The sequence below is a fragment of the Stieleria magnilauensis genome, assembly GCA_007753675.1.
Lineage (GTDB): Bacteria > Planctomycetota > Planctomycetia > Pirellulales > Pirellulaceae > Stieleria > Stieleria magnilauensis.
This window is the reverse complement of sequence record CP036432.1, coordinates 9,661,030-9,676,979: the sequence shown is the minus strand read 5'-3', so window position 1 is coordinate 9,676,979 and position 15,950 is coordinate 9,661,030. Positions and strand designations below refer to the sequence as shown.

General features: G+C 59.5%; 13 protein-coding genes. 5 read left to right on the top strand and 8 right to left on the bottom strand.

Going from position 1 to position 15,950, the window contains the following annotated elements:
- Positions 1–17: 17 nt before the first annotated feature.
- The 3 genes from TBK1r_RS34695 to TBK1r_RS34685 form a co-directional block, all read right to left on the bottom strand.
- A complete protein-coding gene (locus tag TBK1r_RS34695; protein WP_145220409.1) occupies positions 18–719 on the bottom strand; it encodes a 3-keto-disaccharide hydrolase in 702 nt (233 codons plus the stop codon).
- Between the two features lie 302 nt (positions 720–1,021).
- Positions 1,022–1,459, bottom strand: a complete 438-nt coding sequence (locus TBK1r_RS34690) for a PilZ domain-containing protein (protein WP_145220407.1) — start codon at positions 1,457–1,459, stop codon at positions 1,022–1,024.
- 199 nt (positions 1,460–1,658) lie between these two features.
- On the bottom strand, positions 1,659–2,717 hold the full coding sequence (locus tag TBK1r_RS34685) for an NAD-dependent epimerase/dehydratase family protein (RefSeq protein WP_145220405.1): 1,059 nt from the start codon (positions 2,715–2,717) through the stop codon (positions 1,659–1,661).
- Positions 2,718–2,945: 228 nt separating this feature from the next.
- Between TBK1r_RS34685 and TBK1r_RS34680 the strand changes: the two genes are divergently transcribed.
- The 3 genes from TBK1r_RS34680 (at position 2,946) to TBK1r_RS34670 (ending at position 6,866) form a co-directional block, all read left to right on the top strand.
- Complete coding sequence (locus TBK1r_RS34680; RefSeq protein WP_419580690.1) at positions 2,946–4,274, top strand: NAD(P)/FAD-dependent oxidoreductase; 1,329 nt, start codon at positions 2,946–2,948, stop codon at positions 4,272–4,274.
- Positions 4,275–4,470: 196 nt separating this feature from the next.
- Complete coding sequence (locus TBK1r_RS34675) at positions 4,471–5,748, top strand: M20 metallopeptidase family protein (RefSeq protein ID WP_145220401.1); 1,278 nt, start codon at positions 4,471–4,473, stop codon at positions 5,746–5,748.
- The gene (locus TBK1r_RS34670; protein ID WP_145220399.1) at positions 5,748–6,866 is read left to right on the top strand and encodes a carboxylate-amine ligase; all 1,119 of its coding nucleotides are present in this window, start codon (positions 5,748–5,750) and stop codon (positions 6,864–6,866) included. Before TBK1r_RS34675 ends, TBK1r_RS34670 begins: the two co-directional genes overlap by 1 nt.
- A gap of 162 nt (positions 6,867–7,028) precedes the next feature.
- On the opposite strand, the gene TBK1r_RS34665 is transcribed toward TBK1r_RS34670, so the two are convergent.
- The gene (locus TBK1r_RS34665; RefSeq protein WP_419580689.1) at positions 7,029–8,936 is read right to left on the bottom strand and encodes a mucoidy inhibitor MuiA family protein; all 1,908 of its coding nucleotides are present in this window, start codon (positions 8,934–8,936) and stop codon (positions 7,029–7,031) included.
- Positions 8,937–9,150: 214 nt separating this feature from the next.
- Between TBK1r_RS34665 and TBK1r_RS34660 the strand changes: the two genes are divergently transcribed.
- On the top strand, positions 9,151–9,987 hold the full coding sequence (locus TBK1r_RS34660; RefSeq protein ID WP_145220395.1) for a hypothetical protein: 837 nt from the start codon (positions 9,151–9,153) through the stop codon (positions 9,985–9,987).
- 36 nt (positions 9,988–10,023) lie between these two features.
- On the opposite strand, the gene TBK1r_RS34655 is transcribed toward TBK1r_RS34660, so the two are convergent.
- Together TBK1r_RS34655 and TBK1r_RS34650 are read right to left on the bottom strand one after the other, a co-directional pair.
- Positions 10,024–11,214, bottom strand: a complete 1,191-nt coding sequence (locus TBK1r_RS34655; RefSeq protein WP_145220393.1) for a DUF1559 domain-containing protein — start codon at positions 11,212–11,214, stop codon at positions 10,024–10,026.
- The gene (locus TBK1r_RS34650; RefSeq protein ID WP_419580688.1) at positions 11,211–11,945 is read right to left on the bottom strand and encodes a DUF2306 domain-containing protein; all 735 of its coding nucleotides are present in this window, start codon (positions 11,943–11,945) and stop codon (positions 11,211–11,213) included. Before TBK1r_RS34650 ends, TBK1r_RS34655 begins: the two co-directional genes overlap by 4 nt.
- Positions 11,946–12,152: 207 nt before the next feature.
- Here TBK1r_RS34650 and TBK1r_RS34645 point away from each other — a divergent pair, with 207 nt between their 5' ends.
- The gene (locus TBK1r_RS34645) at positions 12,153–12,758 is read left to right on the top strand and encodes a carbon storage regulator (RefSeq protein WP_145220389.1); all 606 of its coding nucleotides are present in this window, start codon (positions 12,153–12,155) and stop codon (positions 12,756–12,758) included.
- Positions 12,759–12,908: 150 nt separating this feature from the next.
- On the opposite strand, the gene TBK1r_RS34640 is transcribed toward TBK1r_RS34645, so the two are convergent.
- Positions 12,909–14,330: a POT family MFS transporter gene (locus tag TBK1r_RS34640; protein WP_372896168.1), complete on the bottom strand. Its 1,422-nt coding sequence runs from the start codon at positions 14,328–14,330 to the stop codon at positions 12,909–12,911.
- 177 nt (positions 14,331–14,507) lie between these two features.
- On the bottom strand, positions 14,508–15,797 hold the full coding sequence (glgC, locus tag TBK1r_RS34635; RefSeq protein ID WP_145223306.1) for a glucose-1-phosphate adenylyltransferase: 1,290 nt from the start codon (positions 15,795–15,797) through the stop codon (positions 14,508–14,510).
- Positions 15,798–15,950 lie beyond the last annotated feature (153 nt).

Genomic DNA, 15,950 nt, shown 5'->3' with positions numbered 1-15,950 from the left:
GGGAAGCCGTCCCGCGGTTACTCGGCCGGGTGCAGCACGATGTTTTTGAACCGCACGACCATCGGATCGCCCCGGTGCAATTGAAACGCGATCACGCCCGATGAAGCGGATTTGCCGGGCTGGTTGTCGAACACTTCGGCCGTCATCGTTTCGTTGATGAAGTGCTGCAGGTGGTTGCCTTTGGCGACGATGCGATACTCGTTCCACTGGCCGGGGTGAATGCCGTTGCCGAGTTTGGTTCCGTCGGCAAAGGTCTTGCGGGTTTTCTTGCCCTGCTCGTCGATCGTGACCGACTGACCGCGTTCGGCCAAGATGCCGCGGCCTTTTTCTTCGTACAGAATCCCGGCGTAGCGGTTCGAAAAATCGATGTCCGCCTGGTAACCTCCGACGACAAATTTTTCCTTGTCCAGGATCTTGCTGCGATATTGCACGCCGGAGTTCGTGTTTTCGATCTTGAATTGGAACGTCAATTCAAAGTCGCTCGGTTCGCTGCCGGTGTAGATCAAAAACGTGTTTTGTTGCAGCGGTTTTTCGGCGACGGTTCGGCCGACAATCTGGCCGTCTTCGACCGACCACAAATCGGCACGCCCGATCCACCCGGAAAGATCCTTGCCGTTGAACAAGGAGACGGATTCGGGGGGCGTGGTCGAATCGTCTTGGCAAAAACCGGTGGAGGCCAGAAGGGCGAGCGCGGCGAGCGCGGTAGCGAAGCGGGGCATATCAGCTCTGGGTGTCTGGGAGGAACGCCGAACGCCCGTTTCTGCGATTGGTGGCGCCGGCTGCGAATGCAGGAATTGTAATCAATCCTGCCGCTCGTCGAGACGGACCACCCGTGGAAGTCCGCTCAGGGGACCAGCGGGCAACGCTGTGAAGCATTGATTCCCTGCGTTTGACGAGGTGTTAGCGGCAGGGCGCGAGCCCTCCGGTCCCTCATCGTTCCCGAAACACCGGAGGGCTCGCGCCCTACCGCTGAAAAATAATTCACAGCGTTGCCCGGCGGGGGCCAAGGAGGCGATCTGGGCTACTTGCGAGGTCGATGGAGGTGCAAGTACTCGACGTTCGTCAACCAGACTTCTTCGGGCCCGCTGCTGTGAACCAATGAGCTGTGGCAGATCCGACAGACGATTCCCGGCGCGACGCCATCGTTGAGCGACACGACCGCTTTTTCAAAGTCGGATTTCTGGGAGCTCAAAAAAGCCAGCCCGCCTTGGCTGATGTCACGCGTGATGGCGAAGAACGACCGGCCCGTCTCCTTCATCTGGAGATCCATGGGTTGAACCGAAATCTCGAGCGTTCGCGGGATCCGACGGCTGGCACGACGTTCGGGCCCTGTGTAGCCGTCGGCCGACGGGATCAGGCAATGGATTTCATCGTCGCCGGTGGGGACACCCAATCCAACTTGCTCCGCGACGGGGGGCGTTTCCGAAGTGTCGATCGCAGTGTTTGGCGCTGAGTTCATGATTGACAGGTGGGCGATTCGTTTCGACTGTCCGACTCAGGGCGGCTGGCACAGAACGGCTGCCTCAGGTGGGCGGCCATTTCGTAAACCGATGACGGACCACACCAAACCTATGTCGAAAAACACGCACGTGTCGCACCGTCTTGCATTTGTCCGATTGCCCTCAGATCGAGAGTGGCGGCCGGTGAGCGGCCGGAACCTACGCCGTCTTGCCCTGGCGCACTTCGGCACTGGCGATCATTTGTGTGACGATCTCTCGAAGCGAAACGCGGATGTCCCAGTCGGGATAGTCGCGGCGCAACTTGCTCAGATCGCTGATGTAGCAGATGTGATCGCCCTTGCGATTTTCATCGCCGATTGAGTACTCGATTCGGTGTCCGCTGATTTCTTCGATCAACGCGATACACTCGAGCACGCTGGCTGCGTTTTCACGTCCGCCCCCGATGTTGTAGACCTCGCCGGGGCGAGGGTTATTGGCAAAGGCTTCGAAGGCGCCGACGACATCGGAGCACTCGATTTGGTCGCGGACCTGTTTTCCCTTGTAGCCAAAGATCGTGTAGGGTTTTCCCGTCACGGCGACGTGGACCAGATAGCTGAGGAAACCGTGCAATTCCACTCCGCTGTGGCTTGCCCCGGTCAAACATCCGCCGCGAAAGATTCCCGTCTTCAATCCGAAGTACTTTCCGTATTCCTGCGCCAGCACATCGGCGGCGGTTTTACTGGCGCCGAACAGTGAATGCATGGTCTGGTCGATGCGACAGGTTTCGTCGATCCCGTGGTAGTCTTCTTCGCGCGCGTAGTCCCAGCGGGTCGGGTGTTCTCGCAATGGCAGTTCATTGGGGGCGTCGCCGTAAACTTTGTTCGTGCTCATGTGACAGAACACGGCATCGGGCGCATGGCGGCGGGTGGCTTCCAACAGGTTCAACGTTCCGACCGCGTTGACTTCGAAATCCAGAAACGGGATCGCGGCCGCTTTGTCGTGCGAGGGCTGTGCGGCGCAGTGAATGATCAGATCGGGCGTTTCGTTCTTGAACAAGTCCAGGATTGCGTCGCGGTCACGAATGTCGATGGACTCGGTGCGGAAATTCTGGGTTTCTGCTTCCAGCTGCGTTTGATTCCACTGGGTGCTGCCGTCGGGCCCAAAAAAAGTCGAACGCATGTCGTTGTCGATGCCGATGACTTGATCGCCCGCTGCGTCCCAATGACGCACCGCGGCTGACCCGATCAATCCGCTGGATCCGGTAACGATGACACGCATGAATCGATGGCCAATAAAGAATGAAGGTCGAAGAGAAGGGAAAGGATCGCTAGAATCCGACGTCGGTCATTCAACACGCTGCTCGGGCTCGGTGCTATTTAAGACAATAACGGGGGGCTGTCCACCTGGGCAGTCGTCGATGGAACGAAATCGCCGTTCGCAGCCATGCCCACGGCACCGGGCGTCCTGGGTGTCCCGCTCGTCGATTTTCACTCTATCGGAACAACCGTGAACGCAATCCAATCTGACAGTGGAACGAATTCGAATCCCCCCGATTCGCCCGCCAACACGGTGATCATCGGCGGGGGGCTGGCGGGGCTGTCCTGTGCCAAGCGGCTTGCCGAGGGCGGTCATCCGGTCACGTTGCTGGAGGCCAGCGATCGCGTCGGCGGGCGTGTCCGGACGGACGTGGTCGACGGGTTGAAACTGGATCACGGTTTTCAGGTCTTGCTGACCGCCTACCCGGCTTGCCGCGAGTTGCTCGATTACGAAGGCCTGCGTCTACGAGCATTCGAGCCCGGGGCGTTGGTGCGCAAACGCGGTCGGTTCGCCCGCCTCGGCGATCCCTGGCGTCGACCGGGGCAGGCGTTGGCCACCGCGACCAGCCCGGTCGGGTCCCTGATGGACAAATTGCGGATCGCCAAGGCCCGGTTTCTGGCCGGACGGGGATCGCTGCACGACTTGTATCATCGCGACGGCGAGTCGACCGAGCAGCGACTGGGGCAGCTCGGTTTTTCCAAAGCGATGATCGATGAGTTCTTTCGGCCATTTCTCGGCGGCGTTTTTCTGGACGAATCGCTTTCGACGTCCAGCCGAATGTTCGAATTTGTTTTTCGCATGTTTGCCGCCGGCAACATCGCCATTCCCGCCGATGGCATGGCTGCCATTCCGCGACAGCTGGCCGAACGCCTTCCGCGCGGAACGTTGCGGTTGAACACCACGGTCGCATCGATCGAGCACGTTGACCCACACCATCGGATTCATCTGACCGATGGCAGCCACCTCGACGCGGCATCCGTCGTTGTCGCGACCGAAAGCAACGCCGCGGCGAGATTGCTCGATGCGCCCGACCTGGCAACCCGCTGGAACGATGCCACCACGATGTACTTCGTCGCCGACCGCTCGCCCAACACCGGCAAGCTGTTGATGTTGCGGGGTGATGAAACGGGGCCGATCCAGACCGCCGTCGTGCTCAGCGATGTCGCGCCCGAATATGCTTCCGGCGGCCGATCACTGATTTCGGTCAGCATCTCGGATGCTCAGACCGAGCAACCGGCCGATGCGTTGGAAGATTCGGTTCGTGACCAGGCACGGCGCTGGTTCGGCGACGACGTCGATCAATGGGATCTGGTGCAAACCATCCGCGTCCCGTACGGATTGCCCGAGTTGAATCTGGATCCCGTCGTCCAGCCCGTTCGCGCTGATCAGATCGATGGGCTCCATGCTCCGGCGAATCTCTACGTCTGTGGCGACTACCGGGAAACCCCCAGCATTCAAGGTGCCATGAACAGCGGGCTGCGTGTGGCGGCGGAGATCCTCGACGCGAAATCGGTTTGAAAGCGGATCCGCCCTCGGTTTGCTCGGAATCACTGCAGTGGTTATTCTGTCGCTCCTGCCTGACGAGGTCGTCGCTGGCAGGTTGGCGGCCCGCTCTGACCGTTCTCCTCACCATGCTTCCAGCCAGGGATCACTCGATGCACCTGCATCAGCAGCCAGCTCATTTGTCTCCGAATCTGTGCTCGGAGAGCTAGACATGGCCGATCCTGAAACTGCGGGCTCTGACACGTTCGGATCGGAGACTTCCCGATCAGACGCATCCCACTCTGAGGCTTGGATCGAAGCGATCAACGATGCCGCGAAGGAACTCGGGGGCGGCTGGATTGCACTGCGTCGCTATCTGCACCAGCACCCGGAACTTTCCGGCCACGAAACGCTGACGACTCAGTACCTGAAAACGCTGCTCGCCAAGTTGGATCTGCCGATTCGTGTCGCCGGTGACGGTCGTGGATTGATCGCCGACATGGTGACCGACAAAGCTTTGGCGAATCACCCCCGCATCGCGATCCGCGGCGACATCGACGCGTTGCCGATTCAAGACGAAAAATCCGTCGCCTACCACAGCACGGTCGACGGGGTGATGCATGCCTGCGGACACGACGTTCATGCGACCGTGATCGTCGCCGCCATGCAGCTGCTCTCGCAGTTGCAACACACCGGCAGGTTACCCTGGCCGATCGCGGCGCGGGCGATCTTGCAGCCGGCCGAGGAAACCGCCGAAGGCGCCTTGCACATGATTCATCATCATGCCCTCGCCGACGTCGGTGCCGTCTTGGCGTTGCACGTCGATCCCACCCGCCAGGTCGGCTGTGTGGGGTTGCGAGAACACGCCTTCACCGCGGCCTGTGACATGTTGGAGGTCAGATTCATCGGTTCGGGAGGCCACGCCGCACGGCCGCACTTGACCAACGACCCGATCGATGCCTGCACCCGGTGGATTCAGTCCGCTTATCGGCGTGTCCACCGGGCCATCAACGCCCACGATACCGTCGTGCTATCGATCGGAATGATCGACGCGGGACACAGCCCCAACGTCATCCCGGACACCGCGACGATCAAAGGGACGCTTCGATCACTGAGCGTCGAAGCACGTCGACGGACTCTGGAGGTGCTCGAAGACGTTGGCGAAGCGACGGCGCGCGAAACGGGATGCGAGGTCCGGCTGCGACTCGGTTCCTCCGCCCCGGGTGTGATGAACGACCCGGCGCTGATTCGATTGCTGCACGATTCGGCGATCCAAGTCCTGAACCCGGCGTCGGTCGATTGGATCGACGAACCGAGTATGGGCAGCGAAGATTTTTCGTTTTATTTGGAACACGTTCCCGGCGCGATGTTCCGCTTGGGTGTCGCGGGCGATCAGGTCGGCGGGGCGCCGCTGCACACCGGAAATTTTGATGTCGATGAGCATGCCATCGCCCACGCCGCTAAACTATTCGCAGCGTCGATCATCAACTACTTTGACCCGGACCGGTGATGAGCAAGTTCCAGTTTCATTCGAACACGTCGCAAACTGTCGGGGTCGAATTGGAACTCGGGATCGTCGACACTGATTCGATGGCGCTGTCCAACCGCAGCAGCGAACTGTTGGCGACCCTGCCCGACGACATCTCTGAATCGTGCAAGCACGAATTGATGCAGTCCTGCGTCGAAGTCATCAGCGGCGTCTGCACCACGGTGTCCGAAGCCCGCGTGGATCTGTCCGGAAAACTGAGGTCCCTGCAACATTCCGCCGACAATCTAGGACTCGGGCTCTGGTGGGGCGCGACGCATCCCTTCAGCCACTGGCAGGACCAAGTCGTCACCGATGACGAACGCTATCGCGGACTGGTCCGATTGCTGCAAGAGATGGCGCGGCGGCTGATCACGTTCGGGTTGCACGTCCACGTCGGCGTCGATTCGGGCGACAAAGCTGTCATGATCTGCGATCGAATCATGCAGCACCTGCCGTTGCTGCTGGCACTGTCGGCGAGTAGCCCCTATTGGGAAGACCGTGACACGGGGCTGCACTCGCATCGCAGCAAAGTCATGGAAGGGCTGCCGACGGCGGGCTTGCCAACGCTGATGCGCAACTGGAGTGAATACGTGTGGCTGGTCAACCACATGGAAGAGACCGGGTTCATCAACACGATCCGTGAGATCTGGTGGGATGTGCGTCCACACCACAATTTCGGCACCGTCGAAGTCAGGATGTGTGACATGCCGGGGAACATCGATCACGTTTGTGCCCTGGCGGCGTTGATCCAGTGCCTGGTCAAGTACCTCAGCGATCGGATCGATGAGGGGACGTACCAGTTCGACTGCCACCCGATGATGGTGCGGCAAAACAAATGGCGGGCGGCGCGTTACGGAGTAGCCGCGACGCTGGTCGACACCTTTGACTATTCCGAGAAAACCGTGGCCGAGATCGTCGAACGCTTGCTCGGCAAATTGCGCGGCGTCGCGCAAGACCTGAATTGCGAATCGGAATTGTTGATGGTCCGAGAGATCGCCGGCCGAATCGATTGGGCCGACCGCCAGCGTCTGATCTTGCAAAAGGCCGGCACGCGAGAAGAGATCGTCAAACAGTTGATTCAGCAGTCGAGGATTCAGTGAGCCCAGCTTTCTTGCCTCCCCTTGGCATTCGTGTGATTCGTGGACAATCTGCGGTGTCCCCCATGGAGCGCCGTCGCCCGATGGTCCCAGCACGTGGCGCGAGGTTGTGATCGTGACACACGCCGCTGGCCATCGCTTTCGTGGACAGTGTTCTGCACGCCCTTAAAACGAACCGCCTCCTCCCATCCCGCCTCCCATGGCTCCGCCAAAACCTCCCCCCATCCCGCCTCCGCCGGATCGATTGAATCGCAGGTCGCTGCGCATCTGCTGTTCGACGTCGTTGCTGACGATCGATTGAGTCCGGTCCATTTCGATCGTGTAGACGTAGTGATGATCATACGCGTTGCTTCCGAAGCGTTTGGCGGGGATCGTCAAATCCCAACGCAGGATGCCTGTCGGACGCTGCATCCGCAGGTACTTGGCGTCGGCGGACAGGTTTCCCAATGAAGCGGAATCTGTCACGACGTTGACCGTTCCTGAATCGCTGGTGATCGGAATTCGGTCATACAACTGAATCTCAATCTCTTCAGGATGGTAGTTGGAAATGACGAGTCGGTATTCGAGTTTGGAGAGTCGGTTGCCACCTTGAATGGATTCTTCGCGGGCGAGTAATTCGCGTCGCGTGCGGACTTGTCGGTCGGCTCCCAATCCGACGGCAAACTCGCCACCTGCGGCGGTCGGTGGCAGCGTGGTGCGTCCGACGAATCGTCCATCCAGAAAGACGGTGGCGTCGCCGCCGACCAGACTTTGGCCGGTTTCGTTTTCCAACGCGGCCTCGCGATAGGCGAAACTGCTCAGCAACGGCGTGACGACACGATAGATCGGGCTTTTAATGGCCCAACGCAGAATCGTGATCGCCTGGTCGGCGGTCTGGTCGGCCACATCGATCCGTTCGGCTACGCGATAGGTTTCGTCGGTCAGGTTGGTGTTCGCGTCATCGGCCATTTCCCGCTGCACACTTTGCCGCCGATTGATTTCGTATACCTGACGGCCCGCCGCTTCGGTGTTCAATGCAAGGTTGCGTTGCCACAACGCCGGGTCCTCCCAGGCCGGCGGGGTGCCCGCCGACTGCGAAGACTTGGCATAGCCGGCCATCGGATCGGTTTGATCGCCCGCCTTCTGGTTGACCGAGACTCTTAGCGGTACCAACAGCGGTGTGGCGGCTTGCAAGTTGGGCACACCGGTACAGAATGCCAACCGAACGCCTCGCCAATCTTCACCACTGTGTTGCATGACGGTCCCGTCCAGTTGAACGACAAACTCATCGGCACCTTGCTGGCGGGCCGTTGCGTGAATGGTGTACTGCGGCTCCCAAGAAACCTCGTCCACCCAATAGCTCAACCGCAGCAACCCGCCGCTCGGCGCGTCGATCATCAACGTCGCATCAAAGGTCGCTGCGGGTTTTGAATCGGTTTCGTTTTGACTTTGACGCATCGATTCTTCCATTTGATTCTGTAGCGTCTGTAACTCCCGTCGCGCCACGTGCAGTTCTTTGGCGAGCGCTCGCCGGCGCTGCATGACGAAATCCGCAATCGCCGTGACCGAGTCGACTTTCAGTTCGGATTGCCTGAGATCGTCGTTGGTCTGCGCGGACGAAAACGTCACCAGATCCTCAATCGTTTCGAGGTCTTGTTCAATGACCGCGACTTCATGTGCCGCGTCTTGCAGGGCTTGGTTTTGCACCGTTCGTTCTTCTTCCCGCTGTCGTCTTCTTGCATCGTCCGGCGGGATTTGATGCGGCGTGACACGCAACGAACGGACCGTGATTTCGGCGTCGGATTCCCAGCGAACCGATTGATCGCGGATGGTTTTCGGTAACCCCGTGACGCGGATCATTTGACCTTCAGCGGACGGTGCAACATTGATTTCTCGCACGACGTTGGCTTGACGTCGAAAGACGGTGACCGCCGTGATAGGACTGTCCACGTCGACCACGGCCTTCGGATCCTGCGCGGTCTTCGGCTCCTGCGCGGAAACGCAGCCACAGGAAAGTAGCAACGCCGCGGTCGATGCAAACACGATCCTACGAAAGAAGGCGGCGTCTTTGACAATTCCGATGATCGCTTGCATGTTCCAACCTCGTTGAGTGGTCTGCTGTAGCAAAACGCTACAGTCGCATGATTGACTGCGACGCAAAATCAAACGTTGATGTCTGAACGTTGCGTGCCCGACGGTGAAGATGCATTCGGCATGCCAAGTGCAGTGACGTAAGCTTCCAGCTTGCGATTCCCGATGACTTGATCGGCAAGCATGATGCGGACCCCACAAGAGGAGCACCACGTTCATGAGATTCATCGCCTTGTCGTTTCTGCTCTTCCTGTCGCCAGGTCTGGTGTCGGCGCAAACGACCGCAGTTTCTCGTCATTGGCTCAGCCCGGGCCTGAGTGATGACATTTCGAGTTCAGCGGTGACGAAAGCCGGTGGGCCGGTGGTTTCCTTTCCTTGTGATCCGCTGATGAGTGTGAAGCAGGAGCGGTTGCTGACCGTTGCGTTGATGAAGCCGTCGCCGTTTCATTGGGTTCCCGGTTTGCCACTGAGCCAGATGGCGGCGGAACTCAGTGAACAGGTTCCGGTGTTCCTGGATCAGAGGGCATTGGAGGAAATCGGAATCGATCCGGATTCTCCAATCGGCGCGGGAGTGATGACGCATGAGCAGACGCGTTCACAGCGACGACACGCGGAGCGGGCGAAATGGTGGCAGCAGGATGAAGTCGCGGTGATGGAGGGGCGTCCCAGTTTGATCGATGATGTCTTGAATCGTGTGAGAGACTTGCATTTGACACTGATGATCGTTCGCGGTCAGGTGATCCTCACCACGATCGAAGCCGCCGAAGACGACTTGGCGACGAGGATCTATGATGTGACGCCATTGATCAGCATGAGACCGCGTGCCCCTTGGGACTCCGTTTCGCGATCAACTGGGATCGGTGAGACCTCTCCCGATTTCGAATCCCTGATGGACATGATTGAAACCAGCATCGACCCTGATACGTGGGAACGGCTCGGTGGGAACTCGACGATCATCGCTTCGACGATTCGAGACCGTCAATGGATTGTGGTTTCCACCACTTCGATGACGCACTGGAAATTGCAGCGGTTGCTCGATCGGCTGAATCAATGATCCGGTAGCGGTCCGTGACGATCTGACAAGGCCAGCCTACTGATTCAGCTGCTCCTCAATCATTTCGCCTTGGGCTCGTGTTCCCAGTGCACCCCACAATCCGTAGGGGCTGTGACTGCCGGGGGCACGCGGGCCGGTTCCGCCTAGGACGACGGTACCGATGTTCGGATCTCCGCTGTCGACCGAATCGGTCATAAAGATCACCGCTCCGTCAGCCATCAACACGTGCACGCCGCCCTGGTGACGACTTGATGGAGGCAGCATGCCGATGCCGGAATCACCCCCGGCCAGACAAACCTCTCGGTTCGGCGGCAGGATCGTATTGAACCCGGTGTACAACGCCGCTCCGTCGGCCCAACGAAAGCCGCGTTTCTGGTCCTCGCTACCGAAGCGATTGGGGTGGTCATCCGTGCGGGACCAGAACATCGGCCGTTGGGGATCGATTTGGTTTTCGCAAAGTTTAGGGACATCGTGAATCATGGCCCAATCATTCAGCAACGATCCAGAGGTTCGAATGTCACCGTCCTCCAGGTCGGTGGAGATTTCTCCAGCCAAGATCGTGTTGCTCAATCCGTCGTGAATGTCCCGCCATCGCGTCGCTCGCCGGGGAACGAACGCCCCGCGACCGGACGCCGCCACTTCATCGCTGCGATCGGTGACCCAGGCTTGTGCGTCTTGGCTCCATCGGATCGGACCGGTGTTCATCCCCGCGGTCGCGTCGCCCAAGCAGACAGCCAGATTGGCGCGACCGTGCGCGGGCAAGCCGAGGCCTGGATCGGAAGGGCAACGAAAGACAGGGAACTCCGTTTGCCATGGATGGAATCCACGCGTCCAAGGTGCCGGCCCCATCGGCGCATACGTGGTGTCGTTAGACGATGATTCTCCGTCGGCAATCGCTTGCCAGGTTGTTTGCTGTTCGAGGAACGGCAGCAACCCGACCAGCGCGCTCAAGCGGTACCGGTTGTTGCCCGGTGCGGACGTGCCTCCGGAATCGGAACACGGGTCAAAAGTACCGCCCATCTGCATGGGAAGTTGCTCGTTGGCCGAGTGATAGTTGTGAAACGCCAGGCCGACTTGTTTGATGTTGTTGGAACAGCTCATCCGTCGCGCCGCTTCTCGCGAGGTGCGCACGGTGGGCAACATCAGCCCGACCAAGACGCCGATGACCGCAATCACGACCAGCAACTCGATCAACGTCATTCCGGAGGGTTTTGTTCGTTGATTCATGCGGTGCTCCTGTTTTCGGCTTGTGTTGGAATTTTCGCGTCTGCGAAGAGAAAGCGGAGGACCGCATTTTTTGATCGCATCTCCGCCCGGGATGAAATCAAAACCCATTCATACACCGCCAACGGCACGAGCCAGCTGAGCCACGCGTTCAAGCGGTACGTCCATTCCGATTCCAGATTCGAAACGATCATCAATCCCGCCACGACGCGCAGCAACAGCGGTGACCAAAGCAACAGGTAACAACGCGTTGCCCAGCGACGGTGGGCCGCGAGGTTGCCGGCGCGGACAAATGACACCGCAACGAGAATCGTCGCACCGGTCAAGATCGACTGGACGATGAAGCCGAGTTGGGCGATCGGTCCGGCGTATGCTTGCAGCGACATCACCAAACCGCTGGGGACGACCATCAACCCGATCAGGGCGCACTGTGTCTTGCCGAGTGTGCGATGGACACGCCGCCAACGCGGCTTTCCGCCGCTGAAGAGCAGGAACGTGCCGAGGATCAACGCGGCCGGTCCGGCGAACAGGTGCAAATAGAATGCCCAGCGATAGAGTCCGACGAAGCTGAATCGGCGTCCGGCGAGAAACGGCGACGCATCGAAATCGGCTGGAAAGTACCACCGATATTGGTACAGAATCGCCAGAAACACCTTGATCGAAACGATCACGCCGCCCCAAAACAGGACCCTGATCAGTCGCCCAGATCGGTTGGGGTGTGCGTTCTGTTCCACGTGATCCCCGGGGCTGCCGATTGATGGTGGATGCGAGAGAAGACTTAGGTTCTACGCTGCCGGACGAATCTGGTTCAGATTCTGGTGTTTTCGCATTTTAACCGTTGCGTTATGTTTTGGGGAAACCGAAGCATGACTGCTTCATCATTGCTCCACTGCGGCGACGAAAGGATCGTTTTCGCGGTGTCAACGTGAATGGAGTGATCCATGTTGTTGCTCTCTCGTCGTGAAAATGACCGCATCGATTTTCTTGGATTGGGAGTTTCGATCGAGGTGGTTCGTCTGACGCGTTCGCGCGCCACCCTTGCCATCAAAGCACCCCGGCATATTCGAGTCGTCAGGCATGAACTGCGACCTGTCGGGAATGAGGCAGCGGCCCGCGAAGCGTTTTGTGCCGTGGTCCGCCGCGAAGTGATGTCGATGATCCAAACCGAGATCAACGCAACCACGATGAAGCTAAAGCTTGCTCAAGAAAAGCTGTTGGCCGGTGATCGTGACGACGCGTTGACGGCCTTGGACGAGGCGTTGGCGAGACTGGAGGTATTGCGCAGCGAAGCGTCCAGCCTTCAGTCCGATCGCTTCGAAGAACGCTGTGAAACGGCGTTCGCCGATGATTGGACGGTCGCCGGCGGTGTCGCCGAGTCGTCGGTCGGGTATGCCAATTCAGCCGCCGGAGAGGTTTCCGATCCGACCGGCACCGTGGTGGTCGCTCAATCGCCCGACGATGCGTTGGCGACCGAGTGGGCGGCAGCAGGAGACGAACTCCTGTCAGATCCGGATGCCGTGACGGTTGTTGTCTTCGCGCTGAGCTAACGCTCGGCTGTCCGACGCGTTCCCGTGCCCCACCGATCCGCAGCGATCGCAGCGATTAGCCGGAGGTCAGCGCAGCGCCACCTCCGGTGCCGGACGCGCCCCCGCGCCCCACCGATCCCGACGGGATCGCAGCAACACGCCGTTGCGAACCTATGCGGTTCCTTCGGCTTCGGCTTCCGCGTCGACTTCGGATTCTTGGATGTACTGCTTTCCGCGATAGGTCACCGCGACGGCGATAAAGATCACGGCGGCGACCAGCATCAGTCCGGTGAAGAACCAGTAATACGACGCCCCCGGCAACTTGGACGTACCGTCGGCGTTGCTGATCACGGCATTGACGCCGGCGGTGATGAAGTTGCCCAGGGAGACCGACAGCAGGTAAAAGCTCATCACGATACTTTTCATGCTGTTGGGTGCCTGCGTGTAACTGAATTCCAAGCACGTGATGGAGACCATGACTTCGGCAGCGGTCAACAGAATGTAGGCCAACACCTGCCACGAAATACTCGGTGTGCCTCCGTTCTGAATCGACGTTTCAATCAAGGCGCTGATCGAGAACGCAAAGACGGTGACAAACATCCCGATCGTGATTTTGCGGAGCGGGGTGAGCGGAAAGAATTTGCTGATCGCGGGATAGACGGCGTAGCTGAACAGCGGCACCAGGATCAGGATCAGGAACGGATTGGCCGCTTGGATCTGGCTGGATAATAATTCCACCCCCATCACCGTGCGGTCCATGTTTTCGGCCTGCAAGACCCAGGCGCTGGCCGTCTGATCAAACAGGCTCCAAAACACCGCGACGAGGATGTAGATCGGGGCCAGTCGAAGCAGCGCTTGGCCGCCTTCGCCGGTGAATGCCTCGCGAAAGACTTGGGGGCCGCGGGGGGGAATGTGAACGAACTTGTTGCGTCCCATCCAGAACAACAAGGTCGCGATCGCCATCAAGATGCCTGGCACACCGAACGCGATTTGGGGTCCGTATCGATCCAGCAGCCAGGGCGTCAGCACGGTGGAGGCAAACGCGCCCAGATTGATCGCGACGTAGAACCAGCCGAATACCTTGCTGAGCAGATGAGAATTCTTGGTGCCGAATTGGTCACCGACGTGGGCGGAAACACAGGGCTTGATGGCACCGGTGCCCAGCGCGATCAGGCTCAGTCCGATGGCCAGCCCCAAACGGGTTTCGTCGAGCGCCAGCGCCAGGTGCCCGAAACAGTAGAGCACCGAGAGGTAGAGAATGGTTTTGTATTTTCCGAACAGCCAGTCGGCCAGGAACGCACCCAGCAGCGGAGTGAAGTAGGCGGCCATCACGAAGGTGTGGACCCAGAACTTGGCGTCGTTGTCGCTCATCGGGTCGACGTCGCCGCTGTTGCCGATCAGGTATTGGGTCATGAAGACGGTCAGGATCGCCTTCATGCCGTAGAAGCTGAACCGCTCGGCCGCCTCGTTGCCGACGATGTAGGGAATCCCCGGCGGCATCGTCGTGATGGGATACGGCGTGGTTTGCCAGCCCTGGTTGTTTTCCGGGGGCGTGTTCGAATCCGACGTTTCGCTGGGCGGTGTATAGGGCACGATGCTTCGCCATGGTTGCGTGAAAGGAATCGTTCGCTTCGACGCACATCATGCCCGACTGGCCCCATCGGGACAACGGAGGTTTAGAACCCTCCCCGGTCTTTTCATTCGCTGGTTGCCCGAAGAGGTGAGCGAGGGGCGTTGCGTGGCGCCTTGCCGATAACATGCCGGCTGCAATCAAACGCCGGCTTGTCCCACCGTCGCCGGCTCGGCCGGGCAATGGGGTGTGATCAACTCGCCTCGGCTGATCACGACCAGTCCGCTTTCGGTGACCTTGAATCCACGTTCGGCATCGGCGATCGGGTCGAAACCGATCTCGGTTTCCGGCGGGATCGAAACCCCCTTGTCGACGATCACGCGGCGCAGCCGGCTGCGCCGCCCGACGTTCACCTCGTCAAACAAGATGCTGTCCTCGACCGAGGAATAACTGTTGATTCGCACGCCGGGCCCGATGACGCTGCGGGCGACACTGCCGCCACTGATGATCGCGCCCTGGCAAACCAGCGAATCCATCGCCGTCCCCCGACGCGTCGAGATGCCTTCGCTGCCGAAAACAAACTTCGGCGGCGGCAACATCGGCTGGAACGCACGCACCGGCCAATGCTTGTCGTACAAGTTCAACTGCGGATCGATGCTGATCAGGTCCATCGTCGCTTCGTAGTACGCGTCGATCGTCCCGACGTCCCGCCAATACGCGTCCGACTTGCGGTTTTCGTCCAAGAACGGAAACGCGCAGACCAAGTGCGAATCGATCGCCTGGGGGATGATGTTCTTGCCGAAATCGTGATCGCTGTCCATCCGCGTGGCGTCGGCGCACAGCTGCTCGTACAGGAACCGGGCATTGAAGACATAGATCCCCATCGACGCCAAGCAGAACTCGGGGTCCTCGGGCGTCGCAATCGGGTTCTCGGGCTTCTCTTGAAATCCGATGACGCGGCCGTCCAGATCGGTTTGCATGACGCCGAATTGCCGTGCCTCGTCGACCCGCACGCGCAGCGCACCGATCGTGATGTCGGCATCGAGCTTGCGATGGTGATCGACCATCGGCCCGTAGTTCATTTTGTAGATGTGGTCGCCCGCCAGGATGACGATGTGCTCGGGCTGTTCCCGCTCGATCGCGTAGATGTTCTGGTAGACCGCATCGGCGGTCCCGGAATACCAATTGCCCGCGATTCGCTGCTGGGGCGGAACGACGTCGATGAACTCACCGAGTTCGCGACAGAAGTAATTCCGCCACGCCATATTGATGTGTCGGTCCAACGATTGGGCTTTGTACTGAGTCAACAACAACAGCCGCCGCATGTCGCTGTTGAGACAATTACTGAGCACAAAATCGATGATCCGGTAGAGACCACCAAAGGGCACCGCGGGTTTCGCGCGGTCGCGTGTCAGGGGTTCCAATCGCGAACCCCGACCGCCTGCCAAAATCACCGTCAATGTGTCACGCATTCGAGCCACCCGTTCCATGGTCAGGTGCGTCGCCCAATCCTGGACGGACCACCCAGTAATATCGTTGCGAATCAATTTGGGTCGGAATCGATTTTGGTCGCAATCGATCGTCCCACGGGGGCCACCAGGTTCGCTGCCGGCACCCCAAGCTCTAAACAGCAATACGGAATA